Annotated in this window: 13 protein-coding genes and 1 tRNA gene; 3 read left to right on the top strand and 11 right to left on the bottom strand. The window is 40.8% G+C overall.

The features are described from left to right. Window positions 1–230: 230 nt before the first annotated feature. Both DIU38_RS10780 and DIU38_RS10775 read right to left on the bottom strand, forming a co-directional pair. Window positions 231–1,493, bottom strand: a complete 1,263-nt coding sequence (locus tag DIU38_RS10780) for an ABC transporter permease (RefSeq protein ID WP_149354073.1) — start codon at window positions 1,491–1,493, stop codon at window positions 231–233. A gap of 11 nt (window positions 1,494–1,504) precedes the next feature. Beyond that, a complete protein-coding gene (locus DIU38_RS10775) occupies window positions 1,505–3,907 on the bottom strand; it encodes an ABC transporter permease (protein WP_149354072.1) in 2,403 nt (800 codons plus the stop codon). A 68-nt stretch (window positions 3,908–3,975) separates the two neighbouring features. On the opposite strand from DIU38_RS10775, the gene DIU38_RS34855 reads away from it, so the two are divergent. Continuing rightward, window positions 3,976–4,041: a hypothetical protein gene (locus DIU38_RS34855; RefSeq protein WP_112657247.1), complete on the top strand. Its 66-nt coding sequence runs from the start codon at window positions 3,976–3,978 to the stop codon at window positions 4,039–4,041. 701 nt (window positions 4,042–4,742) lie between these two features. Here DIU38_RS34855 and DIU38_RS10765 read toward each other — a convergent pair. From DIU38_RS10765 to DIU38_RS10750, 4 genes are all read right to left on the bottom strand, one after another. Next, window positions 4,743–6,860 carry a hypothetical protein gene (locus DIU38_RS10765; RefSeq protein WP_112657213.1) on the bottom strand — a complete coding sequence of 706 codons (2,118 nt, stop codon included), beginning with the start codon at window positions 6,858–6,860 and terminating at the stop codon, window positions 4,743–4,745. Between the two features lie 46 nt (window positions 6,861–6,906). Next, window positions 6,907–9,060: a beta-N-acetylhexosaminidase gene (locus DIU38_RS10760; protein ID WP_167516139.1), complete on the bottom strand. Its 2,154-nt coding sequence runs from the start codon at window positions 9,058–9,060 to the stop codon at window positions 6,907–6,909. A gap of 16 nt (window positions 9,061–9,076) precedes the next feature. Further along, a complete protein-coding gene (locus tag DIU38_RS10755; RefSeq protein WP_146750453.1) occupies window positions 9,077–9,688 on the bottom strand; it encodes a TetR/AcrR family transcriptional regulator in 612 nt (203 codons plus the stop codon). A 430-nt stretch (window positions 9,689–10,118) separates the two neighbouring features. Further along, a tRNA-Lys gene (locus DIU38_RS10750) sits at window positions 10,119–10,191 on the bottom strand. Window positions 10,192–10,458: 267 nt separating this feature from the next. Here DIU38_RS10750 and DIU38_RS10745 point away from each other — a divergent pair. After that, window positions 10,459–10,641 carry a hypothetical protein gene (locus DIU38_RS10745; protein ID WP_091164514.1) on the top strand — a complete coding sequence of 61 codons (183 nt, stop codon included), beginning with the start codon at window positions 10,459–10,461 and terminating at the stop codon, window positions 10,639–10,641. 64 nt (window positions 10,642–10,705) lie between these two features. Here DIU38_RS10745 and DIU38_RS10740 read toward each other — a convergent pair whose 3' ends face one another. From DIU38_RS10740 to pyrE, 3 genes are all read right to left on the bottom strand, one after another. Then, window positions 10,706–12,334 (bottom strand): ABC-F family ATP-binding cassette domain-containing protein, encoded by a 1,629-nt coding sequence (locus DIU38_RS10740; protein ID WP_112657207.1) that lies wholly within the window; start codon window positions 12,332–12,334, stop codon window positions 10,706–10,708. 383 nt (window positions 12,335–12,717) lie between these two features. Then, a complete protein-coding gene (locus DIU38_RS10735; RefSeq protein WP_112657205.1) occupies window positions 12,718–13,119 on the bottom strand; it encodes an SRPBCC family protein in 402 nt (133 codons plus the stop codon). 92 nt (window positions 13,120–13,211) lie between these two features. After that, on the bottom strand, window positions 13,212–13,871 hold the full coding sequence (gene pyrE, locus DIU38_RS10730; RefSeq protein ID WP_112657203.1) for an orotate phosphoribosyltransferase: 660 nt from the start codon (window positions 13,869–13,871) through the stop codon (window positions 13,212–13,214). On the opposite strand from pyrE, the gene DIU38_RS10725 reads away from it, so the two are divergent. Continuing rightward, entirely contained in the window at window positions 13,870–14,508 is a 639-nt protein-coding gene (locus DIU38_RS10725; RefSeq protein WP_112657201.1) for an NUDIX domain-containing protein, read from the top strand. The two genes, pyrE and DIU38_RS10725, sit on opposite strands and share 2 nt — an antisense overlap. Here the strand turns inward: DIU38_RS10725 and coaD are convergent. Both coaD and DIU38_RS10715 read right to left on the bottom strand, forming a co-directional pair. Beyond that, a complete protein-coding gene (coaD, locus tag DIU38_RS10720) occupies window positions 14,477–14,938 on the bottom strand; it encodes a pantetheine-phosphate adenylyltransferase (RefSeq protein ID WP_112657199.1) in 462 nt (153 codons plus the stop codon). The two genes, DIU38_RS10725 and coaD, sit on opposite strands and share 32 nt — an antisense overlap. 233 nt (window positions 14,939–15,171) lie before the next feature. Next, window positions 15,172–15,642 carry an NUDIX domain-containing protein gene (locus DIU38_RS10715; protein ID WP_244311281.1) on the bottom strand — a complete coding sequence of 157 codons (471 nt, stop codon included), beginning with the start codon at window positions 15,640–15,642 and terminating at the stop codon, window positions 15,172–15,174. Window positions 15,643–15,677: the final 35 nt, after the last annotated feature.

Below are 15,677 nucleotides of genomic sequence, written 5' to 3'. Positions count from 1 at the left end.
GGTCCTTAAAACAAAAACCGCCTCCAATTGCAATAGAAGCGGTATTTGAAATACTGTGACCCCTACTTTACAAATTTCGAACTATTTTCTATTTGATTTGCGTTTATTTGCGGATTTAGACTTATAACCTATCCCAAAGTAGCTATATGAACTTATAATATTCGGGCACTTTCGCCAGATAGTATGTATGGTTTTTTTGCAACTTGTTAAATGAAAGCAGTGATATGCTGTTATTCATTTCGCAAACTCTTCGCCGGGGGCGCCATGCCAGCCCTAATGGTTCGGAAACTTAAGGTAAATAATCCTATCAGCAGCATTCCAGCACCGCTGATAACAAATACCCACCAGCTGATAGCCACATGGTCGACAAAGCCTTCCATCCATTTATTAACTGCGTACCATGCAATCGGCGTTACGACGATAAAAGCGAGTAAAATAAGCGATATCAGTTCGGTTGATAGGAGGATTACTATTTGCGCAACACTGGCACCAAATACTTTGCGTATGCCAATTTCTTTTGTTCGTTGGTTGGTGGTGTAAACAGCAAGACCTAACAGCCCGAGACAGCTGATTAGTATAGAGATACCTGTTGCACAGTTGAGCAGTGTTGAAGTATGTTGTTCATCGTCGTAAAACCGGGCTATCGTTTCGTCGTAAAAATGGCAATCAAAATCATCATCGGGATAAGCTTTCTTCCAGGCTTTTCCCATATTTGTAATGGCGGTTTTCCACTCGTTACCTCCGGCGGTTTCAGGTTTCAAACTAATATGTAACGTCATCATTGGCCGGGGGATTGGACTGCCCGATGTTATGATTGATGGATAAATGGCAGAATGCAGCGACCGCTGATTAAAATCGGCAACTACGCCAATGATACTAATATTTCGGCCATCAAACCAATTCAATTGCTTGCCGATAGCATCATTCGGGTTATCAAATCCCAATAATGTAGCGTAAGTATTGTTAATGATAATAGCTTTCCCGGTGTCTGCTTCGGTTATGTTTCTGCCGGCAAGCAATTTCAGCTGGTATATTTTGAGGTAGTTTTCATCGCCAGACTTAACTATTATTTCCTCTGTTGTAATTTGTTTTTTTCCGTCGTCATAAGTCATGCGCGTCCTGTTAAATGCATCAGCCGAAGGTGGGTCATTACCTAAACCCGCGAGGGCAACCTGCGGCATCAGCCTGAATTCGTTCAGCAGTACCTGGTTGGTGCTGGCCTTACTGGTATTCCAGGGTGTATTAATAATGAGGATAGCATCCTTTTTAAACCCGAGGTTTTTATGTAGGGCGTAATAAATTTGCTGGCTTACCAAAATGGTAGCCATTATGAAAAATTGGGCTACAACAAACTGCGAAACTGTAAGCGACTTACGGAGCCACGCGTTTCGTGTTTTATTGCTGTTATCCTGCACCTGTTTTTTTAGCACCGATACAGGCTTGTAACCTGATAATACAATTGCCGGATAAAAACCCGACAAAATACTGATCACAATAGTTAAAATCAGCAGGAAGAGTATGACATCCGGCTGCAGAATATTTGCATGAATATCGGGGATATAACGTCGGCAAACATTTTTAAAATAATTGGCGCAAGCAACACTGATATGCAAACCGCAAAGAATGTTATAAAAAAAGTTTCGCTTAGAAACTGAATTACTAATTGCATCCGGCTGCTACCTAAAGTTTTGCGGATCCCAATTTCTTTTGCCCTTTGGGCGGCCTGGGCGGTAGTTAAATTCACATAATTGATACAGGCCAGCAATAACAAAAAGATAGCGCTGGCCAATAATCCGTAAAGTGCTGTTTTGCTGGCTGGCGACGAGAAATTAAAAATATTATAGTCGGAATTGAAGTGAATATCGTCCAATGGCTGCAAGGCCAGATCAATGATGGGGGCAGGCATTTTTTGTTCGGCACGGGGCAGATTGTTTTTTCTGAAAATGGTAGTGATCTGTTTTGCAACCCCAGGTACAGGAACGCCAGGTGCCAGCTTTATAAAAATCTCCGATGCCGAAGATATCCTGCCCCAATTGTTTATATGCAGATCATCAGCTAAATGTCTATTAGTTGTGACGGTACTAAAAGAAATAAAGTCATGAAAGATGAAGTCGCTATTTTTAGTAAACGTTTCAACTATCCCGCTAATGGTTATCTTAAGGGTATCATAGGTAACTACTTTACCAATCATTTCATGATATGACAACGACGGGAAGTAAAGCCTGGCTTGCTGGGATGTTAGTACTACCTGGCCGGGCGCATCAAGCGCGTGTTGCGATGACCCGGCAAGCCATACATAATTAAAAATTTTAAAATATTGCTGATCGGCAAGTGTTATCCTGTCCGGATCTTTAAACCGCTTTTGTGTATTTTTATCTTTGTCGATATAAACAAAATGAGGCCACAGAGTATATAGTGGGGTTATATTTTCTATTCCTGTAGCCTGGCTCTTAATCGCCTCGGCCAACGGGCCAGGTACACCACTCGAATAGTTTTTATGCCCCTGAAATGACATGTTCATCACAACGCGGTAAATCCGGTCACTGTCCTTGTGAAATTTATCAAACGTAAAATCGTAGTGTACAATAAAGTAAATGGCCAGGAAAGCGCTTATACCGATGGATAAACCAACAATGTTTATCAGTGTAAATAGCTTATGTCTCCGAAATCCGCGGAATGCAATTTTAAAATAGTTTTTTATCATATGACTGCCGGTTAACGTTTCACGCGGCCACCCCGAAGGGCTTACGTGGTTCAATATTAGCGGCATAGGTTGGCTAAAACCTCCCAAGTTATAAGTTGGCATAACTTTCTGAAGGTGATTTTTATACTCCAGAGGGGTTTTACTGGTAAATTGCTTAAAAACACGATGGAAACTGCTTTGTGAATTAAAGCCCGACCCGTAGGCGAGGCCGAGTAGGGTGATATGGTCATATGAGGAATCCTGCATTTTAAGCGCAACCTCGCGGACACGGTATTCATTAATAAAATCGTTGAAGCTTTTTTTGAAGACCGTATTAATGATCCGGGATAATTCATGCGTATGCAAGCCGAGCTTTTCAGCAAGCGAGCTCAGACTTAATTCTGCGTCACGGTAATATCCTTTCTCCTTAACTTCCATTTTTAACCATGAGCCTTTTTGTTTCAGATCTGCCGGTAATAATGGTTTTGCTTGATGATCATTTGCATCAATAATTTCTGCTTTTAAATGATTCTTGCCTGCAATCCAAATGATAATGGATATTAAAAGCAGGTATAGGGAATAGTAATAGTGTATGCTTAGCTCATAACGGTAATAAAAATAGTTAACAGCTGTAAACGGTATCCATAATAACCATAAGATAAGGACTCCGGCAAGTGAGCGATCCAACCAGCGTAACTCATTGCGGTAGCGGTCTCCCGCTTGAAATTGTTTTTCCTTGTAAAAACAATCAATTTGTACATAACAGAGAAATAAATAGACAGTAATTGACAGGAATGCCAATAATTGTAAAATTGAGTTAACGTTGTTGTAAATAACGTTACCCGTCTCAATGTTTTGTATTGCAGCAAATACCTGAGCACCCAATTCAGGCACCAAGGGGATGAAGTGCAGCAAATCCCTGCGTTTGAAGATATACCTGGGCCGGGTTATCTGACGCACGTAAAAGTAGATCAAAGGGCCAAAAGTAATTGGCAGCCAAATGTTCAGACGGTTCCATAATGGAATGCACGTCACGAGGCCAACATCAATTGTTAAAATCCGGATTATCCATAAAGCAACAGCGAACATTAAAATTGCCAACCAACGGTTTGCAGACTGGTTCTCCTTTGGGGATATCCATAAAAATAGTGATAGCGTTAAGCTGATAAATACAGCACCTAAAAACGCAATGTCATAAAATGTAAAATGGAGTGTAAGGGGCATCAAGTGAGTTTAGGTAGTTTGTCGCTTTCTCAAACCTAAGAAAATATTGATACAAATTCAATGGGTTATTGATTAAAGCCAGGGCTCATGTAAAACATTTCATTGTGCTAAACCAACATGTTTATCGGTTGTGAAGCCATAAAAAAAGTTGCCAATAAAATTGACAACTTGCCTAAAAAAGTGATCCCTACTTTACAAATTTCGAACTATTTCTTGTCTGATTTGCGGTTATTCGCGGATTTGGATTTGTGAATTTTAACTTGCCGCAGGAATGGTCAGTTATCCTTTACGATTTTACAGACGCTCCATGCGGGAACTCCATCGTGTCGATGTTTGAAACATAAAGCAAACGTATAAATTGGGGATCGAGTCCATTCTGGGGAAGAAATAAGGAAGCCCGTAGGGGAAGCTTTTTGAACCCCTTTTTAGCAGATTTACGTCTGTAAGTATCTTAATTCGCTCGCTTAGATAATTAATAGCAAAGCCTTTTTTGTACTTGAGAAGCTTTGCTGTTTTGTTGCACGCGCAGCATGTCGGCGTCTACTTTTCTTTTTTCAAATGCCAGGAAGAAAAGTATCAAAAGAAAAGGACTTTGTTAAAATAACGCAGATGTTCAAAAGCAAGAAACGTACAATGCTTATTTAAAAAAAGAAAGGCATAAAGGTAAATCCAAATTTAATCGTCTTAGTGCAAATTTTCAAAAAATGCATAAGTACTTATCTTTTGATCTCCTTGCTTACAATCCTGTTTTTCCATTTGCTGTCGTGGTCACTGGGCGTGTAATTAGTTCCGGTAAACATGGTATTTCTGCAACGGTTGGGATTATTCAGCTCATCTATTTCACAACTACTCTTACTCGGTCGATATTCTGCACCTTCGCGTAAACTGAATTCGCATCGCCTCGACGCTGCGAGGTAACCCTTACAATGCAAAAATAAGTACCCGGTTTGGTAAATGCGTACTTATTTGTCACAACAATGTGATAGCCTGAATTTGGTCCGATAAGTTTCTTTTGAGACGCTGGAAACGCCCCGGTGCCCTCGAAATCCCATTCCGCAGATTCTATTCTTCCCGTGTGTGGAGGAAGGCCGATAGACGCCGTAAATACCACGTTTTGACCCTTTTTAACAACTGTTTTCTTACCGCCATTTGCTTTGAGCATGACGACGGGTTGAATACCTTTGCGAGCGGCTGCAGTTGCAGGAACAATGACCTGGCCGTCTTTGATTTCATAATTAGTTGAGGCTGGTGGTGCCATACCTTTTTCTACCCATGCACTTAGGTCACGTAAAGCTTGTTGCAATACGCCGCTATAACTCACTGTATGCGTAGAATCGCCCCTGTCTGTACGTTCACCATGTATGGCGTGATCTGTATACCAGAGACGGAAATGCTGGTCTAAGCTATCACCTAAATTTTCTTTGACTTTGGTACGATACCAATCTGCCTGCCATGGAAACGCTTCACGATCCCATAAGGATTCCAGCAATATCATTTTGCCCTTAAATTTCCCCGTAGGCAGCACACCGGAGGCCCCTTGAGTGAATATGGGCCCCAGTTGCATTGGGCGTTGAGGGTAAAGCGATTTGCCATTTGCATCGCGGAACTGATCCCATACCCGATAATCTTTTCCAGGGTCTTGATGTCTGTGATAAGTTTGTATGGCGAGGAAATTTGAATTATCAACCGCTACCGAATCACCCGGTTGTATTTGTAACAATATTTTTTGATCGTTAGGCCCTAAAACTACTTTGTTAGCCGCAATTTTGGTGATAAACAATGTTTTTCCTGCCGCTTTACCCGATTTTATAATCAGGTCGCCACCAAGAAAATATTTATCCGGCAAATTGTCGCTCAATTCAAAAGCAACGGGCATACTACCTACAGCACCACCAATGCTTTTCCATGCAAGATCAGCAGTGCCTCGATCTTTTTCGCTTAATGGCGCTATCAAATACTGTTTTATGCCCTCATCCGTATTGATCGCCGATTTAATTTGCGAAGGCTTCCGAATGCGATTTTTCAGCAGTGATTCAGGAGGGTTATAGCCGAGATAGCCGGGCTTTTTCCAAAAGTCTTCGGTAAAGTATTTGTTGTCGATCATCACAATGGTTTGGTATAGCACGATAAATCCGTGAATCCCCATGTTCTGATGGGCATACCAGGATTGTGGTGGAAATCCCATTTTGGTCACTTCCTGTAAAACAGATTTTTGCTCCGGGTTTAAGCCTGTATACATATCACCACTGCCCCCCGGTTCAAGCGCGTCAACTATTTGCGAAAACTTATCGTGCAATACGCTCATCGCGTACATGCGCACGGTGAATACATTTGGAATCGCAACCGGTGAACCCATAACCATTGGGACAACACCATCCCAAACGCCTTGTGTGTTCTCCAGACCGCCTACGGTTCGGTAAGCGCCACCGCTACCGCCAAAAGAATATCCATAAGGGCGTTTCGTTGTTTCATAGATTTGTTTAGCAACCATGCGCGAAAATTGCGCGGCAGCTGCATTAGCACGGTAGGCTCCGATTGTTGGGTCACCGCCCATAGGATTTCCTATGCCACCACCACCACCATTGGTCTCTATAAAATAAGCACCGCTGCTTGCAGAAAAAGCGATCATATTCAAATCATCAGAGGCGTTTTGTGCCAGGTTTTCATTATCAGGGAATGGCGTGATGTATTGGAAAAAATGCCCTTGGTACTGTTTCTTTGATGGGAAATAAAATGAAAAACGGGTTTCAGAACCTTTGAATCCACCATGGATATATCGGTGACGGACAGGCTTGTTACGCCATTCATCTTTGTCTATATAAGGTTTACTGAATAAAGTATCCGAAATGCTGAAACTTGTAGTTGATAATGCTTTGTTATCTTGACTGTAAGCTGTGATCGGAAAGGTTACTGCCAGTAACAAAACTAACTGGCTTAATTTCAGTGTTTTCATTTATCGTCTTGTCCTATAATTGTGTATATAAATTTAAGCCGCTTTTTTAAAAGCCTACGCTTGCTTTGGGCTCGTCAATTAATTTCCCGCTAACCAGAGAACTTACTTCTGATATGATCGCTAATTTGGTTTCGGCGTGTGCCGTAGTGTACGAATTTAATAGGTCGATATTTTTCTGAACCCATGCGTTATCAACTTCCGTTGATTTGTCAGCGCGAGTTAATGCTTCAAGCCCGATAGCCGCTGCGGATGCTAAATTTTTGGAATGATTCTGAATTTCCAGCAAACGCCTGTTGCCTGCAAATAGAGGGTCGAGATGTGTTTGATTATTTTGCCATTGAATAAGATACCATCGTATTTTTTCTTCCACGCTTTTATCATGATTTTCCAAATACACTTTTACCAATGCACGGAATTTTTTCTGAGTTTCCGAATCACAGGCTACAAAATCTGAGACAAAGGTTAAAGGCGTTGTCTGGTAACCCAACGCAGGAGACTTCATCATATTGCCCATTGCCTTCATGTATCCGTTTATAGGCGTTAAAACGTCAACAAGCGTTTTCAGATAAACTACATTTTCTTTATCAACGATTTGACCTAAAGCGCGGTCATATTCATAAATGTTTAACAAGCCTTGTTGACTCAACTGTTCTCTTAATATGAATAGGCGTCTATACATATCGTCTACGTCACTAACTGAAACTGGTGACCATAATCTTTCAGCGATCGCACCGGCACGAGGCCATACACGCAAGCTGGCATTTTCATTATCTATCATTTCTGCCCATTGTGCTGCCTCACCGCCCAGAATTTTTGGCGAGGTTTCCTGCATCAATACCGGATTCGTATAATGGAAGCTGGCGGGCATAAATACGTCCAGGTAAAAACCTTCAGATAAAATAGTGCCGTAACCATGTGAAGCGAATTCGTCAGCCGTACCATGTGATTTCACAAACTTGCTTAAACTTGGTGGTATCCATTTATGGACAATAGCATCTTTCGGCAGTTGGCCATTATTATTATAGATTTCTTCCCACCCGACCATTTGCTTATGATGTTTTTTTAGAATGTCGTAAATGCGGCTTACAAAGTACCGCTCCAGGTCGTCGGTGCTTTGCATCTTATGTTTTGTCATCCAGTCCGCAATTTTCGGGTTCAACTTCCAGGCCAGACCGTTGTTCTCATCGGCTCCTATGTGAACGTACTCAGCCGGGAAAATCGAAGTCATCTCACCAATGAACTTATCAAGGAATTTGTACACCTTTTCGTTGGTCGCGTCAAAGGTTGAACCTTCCAGATCATTCACAACTGAAGCGGGGCCGCTGTTTTTTGGCCGGTTAGGGTCAGGGTGTTCTTGCATCCATTGTGATCTTGGCCCTGGCCGGTAAGGACCGGGCCTGCTTGCCAATTCAGGATAGCCTGCAAACCAGCTTTGTGAGTGGCCTGGCATATCAAACTCTGGTTCAACAATTATTCCGCGGTCACTGGCATACTGAACAACTTCCCTCAATTGAGCTTGTGTGTAGTAATCGCCGTTCGAGCCTTTAGCCTGTAACAATGGGAATAATTTCGATTCCACACGAAAACCCTCATCGTCAGTTAAATGCCAGTGTAAAATATTCATCTTCACCGTAGCCATCGCATCTATATTCCTTTCTATCTCGTCTACAGATATGAAATGCCTGGCGACGTCGATCATTATACCGCGCCATTGAAAACGGGGCGCATCGGTGATCGAAACACATGGGAAATAATAGCCGTCGCCATCTAACGAGCATAATTGAATAAGTGTCTGTAGCCCCCTCAGCACACCTATCGTATTTGGAGCAGTCAAATTGATGTGGGAATTATCGATTGTTAGTTTGTAGCTTTCGTCAATGCCTATTTTCATCAAGGTCTTCGAGGCGGCCTTTATTTGCATCACTGCATTTTTCAATGTATCGTTCGGCGTGATGTATTGCTGGCCGAAAAGTGCCGCTGTTTTGCTGTTTAATCGTTTATAGGCTCTATTTACAGCCCTGTATAGAACCGAATCTTTAGCTTCGGCAGACACTGATACAGTTAATTTCTCAGTGATCCGAAATTTGCCATTATTCCGCTGTAGCCGGGAAGGTATTGGCATAAGATTCAAGGGTGCCGATTCTTGTGCAAAGGCTGAAATAGTAAGAAGAGATAAGATGGTGATCAAAATAGTTCTCATAATTATCATTGTTTAATTAGTGATCTAAATATTTAAGGCCTTTTTCTGTACACATCCCACGGATCTGGATGATAACCGTTTGTTTAAATAGCAACCTTGGCTCGGATTTGTATTCGAACTCTTCTTTGTTTCGAGTGATTGAGGAATACAGCATATTAATTGCCCTTAAAGACACGTAAGGATCAAGATCACTCAGAAAATATCCATCTCTGATACCTTGTTCAACAACTGGTATCAACAATTCTCCAGACTCTTTGGCAATAAGCCTGATTGATGCGTTCTGGACTTCAGGATAATAATAGTTTAGATCGTAGTAGAATTTGTGGCTAACGCCAAAGTCCCTTTCTAATGCGATCGTAAAGACACTTTTTATTTTGCTGACAGGATCACCATCAGTGCTCAAAACCTTCCGGAAGTCTTCGAAAAGATTCAGATATAGAAGATTCACGCACTCTTGTAATAGCTGCTCTTTATTTTCAAAGTGCTTATATAATGTTTTAGAAGATATCTTAAGTGAAGCCATCAGTTTAGGTATCGTAATATCCCGAATTCCTTTTTTTAGGAATTGCTTCAGAGCGGTTTTAACTATTTTATCCTTCATTAAATAAGAAACTTTAAGTTTTTTCACAAATATTGGAAAAAAAATGAAATGTCATATTTTCCTTGGAAAAAATTTGTTACTTTATTTTTTCCATTTGATTTTTTAAAATTTGGTTTTTAAGGGCGATTTTAGGAAGGAATCGCAAAATCTTCTCGCGTTCTTACTGTAGAAGGTTGTAGCTAAGAAAAAACTAGCAATATAATTGGCAACTTCCCTAAAAATGCAAAATCATATTGTGTAAGTCTTTTAATGTAAGATTTGCAATTAATTTCTGATCAAAAATATGAACCATCAGCGAAATTGTGGTTGGATAACGTTACTTAGTAGTTAAGTAGTTAAATTACAGTAATTTATTAAACTTTTACAATAATTCTGTTATCCAATAACGGGGTCGCGTGGTGTAATTAGCTGGGCATAAAAAAAGTTGCCAATTAAATTGACAACTTGCCTAAAAAAGTGACCCCGGAGAGATTCGAACTCTCGACCCAATGATTAAGAGTCATTTGCTCTACCAGCTGAGCTACGGAGTCATATGTACCAACTTTTGCCGGGTTGCAAATATGCAAATTATTTTCTTTTTCAGCAGGCGGAATTACTCATAGTTAACAATTATTTTAATCTGCTTATTGTAAAATTAAAGGTTGGAGTAATAACCCGCTTTCATCTTCTTGGTGTTCATTTTATTCCCGGCTCGGCCAAAAAAAGTTAATTATAGCAACTTCCTAACAAAATGTTAGTTTTTTTGTTGGAATTTTAACAAAAGCTACTTAAATTGTAAAACTTAATATCTATCTCTCATGAAAAAAAGAAAATTACTTAAAATTAACAAGCTGCTATATGAAAGCGTTGTTAAAGATTTTATTGCCCAAAACGGTTTAAATGTTCAATATTCGTACACTAAAGATCATTTTTACCTGTTTAGCGACGAATCTACTATTAATCAGCTCGAAACGCAGGCCTCCGGGTTTAACTTATTATAAGTTATAAAATATAAAGGCCCGGTAGTATTATACTATCAGGCCTCATATATTTCCTTACCAGTTATTATACAGCAGCGTATAAATCTTCCTGTTGTTTTTGCACTACAGGGCTGTTAATGTATTCATCATAAGTCATGAGTTTATCAATGTAACCACCTGGTGTTAACTCAATAATCCGATTGGCTACCGTTTCAACCAGTTCATGATCCCGTGAGGTGAACAGGATTGTGCCGCGGAAATCTTTCATACCATTATTAAGCGCTGTGATCGATTCCAGGTCGAGGTGGTTGGTTGGTTCATCAAACATCAGCAGGTTGGCTTGCTGCAACATCATACGGCTAAACATGCAGCGCATTTTTTCGCCACCAGATAGTACACTGCATTTTTTCATAACTTCTTCGCCCGAAAACAGCATCCGGCCTAAGAAGCCGCGGATAAATTGATCGTCTTTTTCGCCGGGCGAGTATTCGCGCAGCCAATCAATCAGGTTGTCGTTTTTGCCGTCGAAGTATTCGCTACTGTCGTTGGGGATATCAGCCGCGTTAATTGTCACACCCCATTTAAAGGTGCCTGTAAAATCTTTATCGCGACCTGTTAAAATATTATAGAAAGCGGTAGTTGCCAAACTGTTTTGCGACAAGATAGAAATTTTATCGCCTTTGTTTACAGTGAAGGTGATATTATTGAACAGCACCTCACCATTAAGGGTTTTGCCCAGGTTTTCAACGGTCAGGATCTGATCGCCGGCTTCACGGCCCAGGTTGTTGAATATAATACCCGGATATTTACGGTTTGACGGCTGAATTTCATCCAGGTTGATTTTATCCAATGCTTTTTTACGGCTTGTTGCCTGTTTTGATTTGGACGCGTTGGCACTAAACCTGCGGATAAACTCCTGGAGCTCTTTAACTTTATCTTCGGCTTTCTTGTTTTGTTCGGCACGTTGTTTAAGGGCCAATTGGCTCGATTCGTACCAGAAGGTATAGTTGCCGGTATAAATGGTCATTTTACCAAAATCAATATCTACTACGTGGGTACACACAGTATCCAGGAAGTGCCTGTCGTGTGATACTACCAACACAATAGCTTCATATGATGCAAGGAAGTCTTCCAGCCAGCTAATGGTGTGGATGTCCAAATCGTTGGTAGGCTCATCCAGCAGCAGGATATCTGGTTTGCCAAAAAGTGCCTGGGCTAATAAAACACGTACTTTTTGAGTGTTATCAAGGTCTTTAACCAGTTGATAGTGGAATTCTTCTTTAATACCGAGGTTGCTGAGCAGGGTAGCGGCATTGCTTTCGGCATTCCAGCCGTCCATTTCGGCAAAAAGGTTTTCCAGTTCACCCGCGCGTTCGCCATCGGCATCGCTAAAATCTTCTTTAAGATAAATAGCGTCTTTCTCCTTCATTACGGCGTACATTTCCTTATGGCCCATCATCACCGTTTCGATAACTGTGAATTCGTCAAAGGCATAGTGGTTTTGGCTCAAAACAGCCATGCGTTCGCCGGGAGTAAAGCTAACCGAGCCGTTGGTTGGGTCAATATCGCCCGAAAGAATTTTTAGGAATGTGGACTTACCCGCGCCATTGGCGCCAATAATGCCATAACAGTTGCCCTGTGTAAATTTCAGGTTTACGTCTTCAAACAAAGTACGCTTACCGTAACGTAAAGAAAGATTGGATACCGTGATCATGCTGCACCTCTAATTTGGCGCAAAAGTACTGTAAAATCTTCATTTTAACGATAAATGGTGCTGATATTATGGATGGGGATTTTTTGAGCAGCAATTTTTCCCCATAAATTAAATCCATGGGTACACAATTACACAGAAATGATAATGGAGTGTAAACTAAAAGTATATTTAATACGTTTAATCGCTATATCTAACCAGTTATAATATAATGGTACAGCCTTTGACTAACATGCAGTATAAAAATTTATTTAAATTATTAAACAATGGTCATGGGAGCATTAATTATAGGTTTAATTATCATCAATGTGGTAATAGCCATCAACAATACACAAAAGCGCAAAGTATATTAAAAATATATTAATTATAAGCTTTAAAGCAACGCCCTAAGCTTGGTTTAAAATATTAAATAAGCTTTGTGTTTCATGGTCGGCCAATTTTTGAAGTGGACCTGATGCCAGCATTTTCATCATCATGCTAAGCTCTGCGCCAATGGTGAATAAAATATCAGTGTGGTCGTTATTGAAAGATAACGACCATTTTAGTTCCAGGTTAAACGGCGGTTTCTCGGCAGGTATAATCCTTATCAGCTGGCTTGGCACACGCTCTTCAATTTTCAAAGCAAGTTTGGCCATATTCTGGATAGTGAAACGGGCTTCATCCCGGGTGGATGTCCATTCCTGGATATTATCAGGCATCAGTTGCCGGTGATTATTAAAATCGGCCAGGAAATCGTAAACCTCCGTTAAAGGCTTATTAATACTTATGGTACTGGTAAATGTATTCATGGATAGATTTGAGATATTAGATTTGAGACAAATTACGCTGACGAACAATCTAAAAATCAGCGCAATCATCGAAATCAAAAAAATCAACGGTCTTAACTTGCAGCCATTTCGCCCCAGGTTGATGGGTTTTCGCGCCACTGCCTGAGCAGGTTTACATCTTTTTCATTAATGAATTGATGTTCTTCCGCGTATTTAATAAGCGCGTTGTAATTTGACAGGGTTACGTATGGGCAGTTGGCCTGTTTAAAGTTTTCGTCGGCAATATCAAAGCTATAAGTAAATATCGCCGCCAGGCCCGCAACGTCATAACCTGCGGCACGCAACGCTTCAACGGCCTGCAAGCTGCTTTTACCGGTTGAAAGCAGATCTTCGATAACCACAACCCGCTTGCCTGATGTAGTAGCGGCATCGCCCTCAATCATGCTGCCTGTACCATGCTCCTTAGGTTTTGAACGTACATAGATAAATGGAAGGCCTAATTCCTGGGCTACTAATGCACCTTGCGGTATACCTGCAGTTGCCACACCTGCAATGCAGCCAACCGACCCGAATTTATCCTGTATGGCTGCCACTAATTGCTGCCTGATGTAAGTGCGGATAGTTGGATGAGAAAGTGTAACGCGGTTATCGCAGTAAATTGGAGATTTCCAGCCCGATGCCCATGTAAAAGGATTATTGGGTTGTAATTTAATTGCTTTAATTTGCAGCAGGAATTCGGCTACTTGTTGTTCGATCTCATTATTAGTAAACATGGCTCAAAAATACAGAATTTATATTAACGAAAAGGTTATCCTGCTCACAGAATCTGAACCAAAGCATGCAGATAATTTTGAAAGGCTTGATGCAGAGACCTTTGACCTTAAAATTATATATACGTGGATCCTCGCTAATCCTAACAAATTGTTCTACATAAAAACAGCAAACGCTAAGGTGTATCTTAAAGCTGTTAAAAAGAATATTACACTTATTGAAGCGGCAGGGGGCCTGGTTATGAACACTAAGGGGCAATATTTATTCATTTATCGTAATGATAAATGGGACCTGCCCAAAGGCAAAATAGAAAAAGAGGAAAAAGTGAAAGAAGCGGCAGTGCGCGAGGTAGAGGAAGAGTGCGGTATAAAAGTGAGCGAACTGGGAGAAAAAATTTGTAAAACATACCATGTATATGTGAACCGCGGCGAGGTAGTGCTTAAGAAAACGCATTGGTTTGCCATGACAAGTAAGGGTAAAGAAAAGCTAAAACCTCAAAAAGAAGAGGGTATTACCGATGTGCGCTGGTTTGAACACCATCATATTGAACCGATAATTGAAAACACCTTTCCATCTATTATGGATGTGTTGCATAAGGAAAAGCTGGTTACAAATAAGGTAATGCCTCTTTCGGAATAAACTGGCTTACATCGCCATTATAGCGGATAATTTCGCGCACAATGGTTGAACTGATGGATGAATAGCCTGGTTTGCTTACAATAAATATGCTTTCGATGTCGGGTGCCAGCGAATGGTTCATCTGGGCAATCGCTTTTTCATACTCAAAGTCTGATACGGTACGGATGCCCCTGATCATGTAAGCGGCGCCTATGCTTTTGCAAAAATCGACAGTAAGGCCTTCATAGGCTATCACATGGATCCGTTCATCATGCTCAAAAACCGCCCTGATCATTTGTTCGCGCTGTTCAACACTCAGCAACCCCTTTTTACTGCTGTTCACGCCGACACCTATGTAAAGCTTGTCAAAAAGCTCGACAGATCGTTTCACAATATCAACATGAGCTTTAGTAAGCGGATCAAATGAACCTGGAAAAAGGGCTGTCTTCATGCAGTAAAATTAATGAATAGTTGATTGGGTTGTTTAAATGAACGGTTGTTTTTTGCCTTTTATCGGCATTATTTAATGAGCGGCTTTATATCTGACAAGTTGAACCATTCATTTGATCACTAAAACAACCTAAACCAGCGAAGCTAATTGAGCATACTGTAAAAGCATAATTGTTTTGCCATCTTTTATTTCCCCGGTTTTTACCATTTGCAGGGCTCCACTGAATGGCAGCTCTAAAACTTCAATATTTTCATTTTCGTGGGCGAGCCCCCGCCGTCACTAACTTTCATTTCTTTGGCATATTCGGCAACAAAAAAGTAAAGGATTTCGGTAACAGAGCCCGGCGACATATAAGCTTCAAAAACCTTTTTAACATCAGTTATTTTATAGCCGGTTTCTTCCTCAGTTTCCTTACGGATGCAATCTTCCGGATTATCCTTATCAAGCAAGCCGGCACAACATTCAATCAGCATGCCGTCGGGGTTTCCGTTGATATAAGTTGGCAGCCTGAATTGCCTGGTTAATATTACAGATGACTGTGCTTTATTATAAAGCAAAATGGTTGCGCCATTGCCGCGGTCATAAGCTTCACGGCTTTGCACAGCGGTATTACCGTCTTTTCCCGTAACCTCGTAAGTCACTTTTTTAAGGACGTACCAGTTATCTGATAAAATATCGGTATTAAGAATTTTGATCTGACTCATTTTTATTTGATCGTTTATGATTAATATTGATTATT

Origin of the sequence: Mucilaginibacter metallidurans (genome assembly GCF_003286435.2) — a bacterium.
Lineage (GTDB): Bacteria > Bacteroidota > Bacteroidia > Sphingobacteriales > Sphingobacteriaceae > Mucilaginibacter > Mucilaginibacter gossypii.
This window is presented reverse-complemented; position numbering and strand designations above follow the sequence as displayed.

What these genes read in the sequence shown, in the direction of transcription:
- DIU38_RS10740 (WP_112657207.1), bottom strand. Translation starts at nt 12,334, where the DNA reads ATGATCACGGTATCCAATCTTTCTTTACGTTACGGTAAGCGTACTTTG.
- DIU38_RS10765 (WP_112657213.1), bottom strand. Translation starts at nt 6,860, where the DNA reads ATGAAAACACTGAAATTAAGCCAGTTAGTTTTGTTACTGGCAGTAACC.
- DIU38_RS10735 (WP_112657205.1), bottom strand. Translation starts at nt 13,119, where the DNA reads ATGAATACATTTACCAGTACCATAAGTATTAATAAGCCTTTAACGGAG.
- DIU38_RS10775 (WP_149354072.1), bottom strand. Translation starts at nt 3,907, where the DNA reads ATGCCCCTTACACTCCATTTTACATTTTATGACATTGCGTTTTTAGGT.
- DIU38_RS10760 (WP_167516139.1), bottom strand. Translation starts at nt 9,060, where the DNA reads ATGAGAACTATTTTGATCACCATCTTATCTCTTCTTACTATTTCAGCC.
- DIU38_RS10715 (WP_244311281.1), bottom strand. Translation starts at nt 15,642, where the DNA reads ATGAGTCAGATCAAAATTCTTAATACCGATATTTTATCAGATAACTGG.
- DIU38_RS10745 (WP_091164514.1), top strand. Translation starts at nt 10,459, where the DNA reads ATGAAAAAAAGAAAATTACTTAAAATTAACAAGCTGCTATATGAAAGC.
- pyrE (WP_112657203.1), bottom strand. Translation starts at nt 13,871, where the DNA reads ATGTTTACTAATAATGAGATCGAACAACAAGTAGCCGAATTCCTGCTG.
- DIU38_RS10725 (WP_112657201.1), top strand. Translation starts at nt 13,870, where the DNA reads ATGGCTCAAAAATACAGAATTTATATTAACGAAAAGGTTATCCTGCTC.
- coaD (WP_112657199.1), bottom strand. Translation starts at nt 14,938, where the DNA reads ATGAAGACAGCCCTTTTTCCAGGTTCATTTGATCCGCTTACTAAAGCT.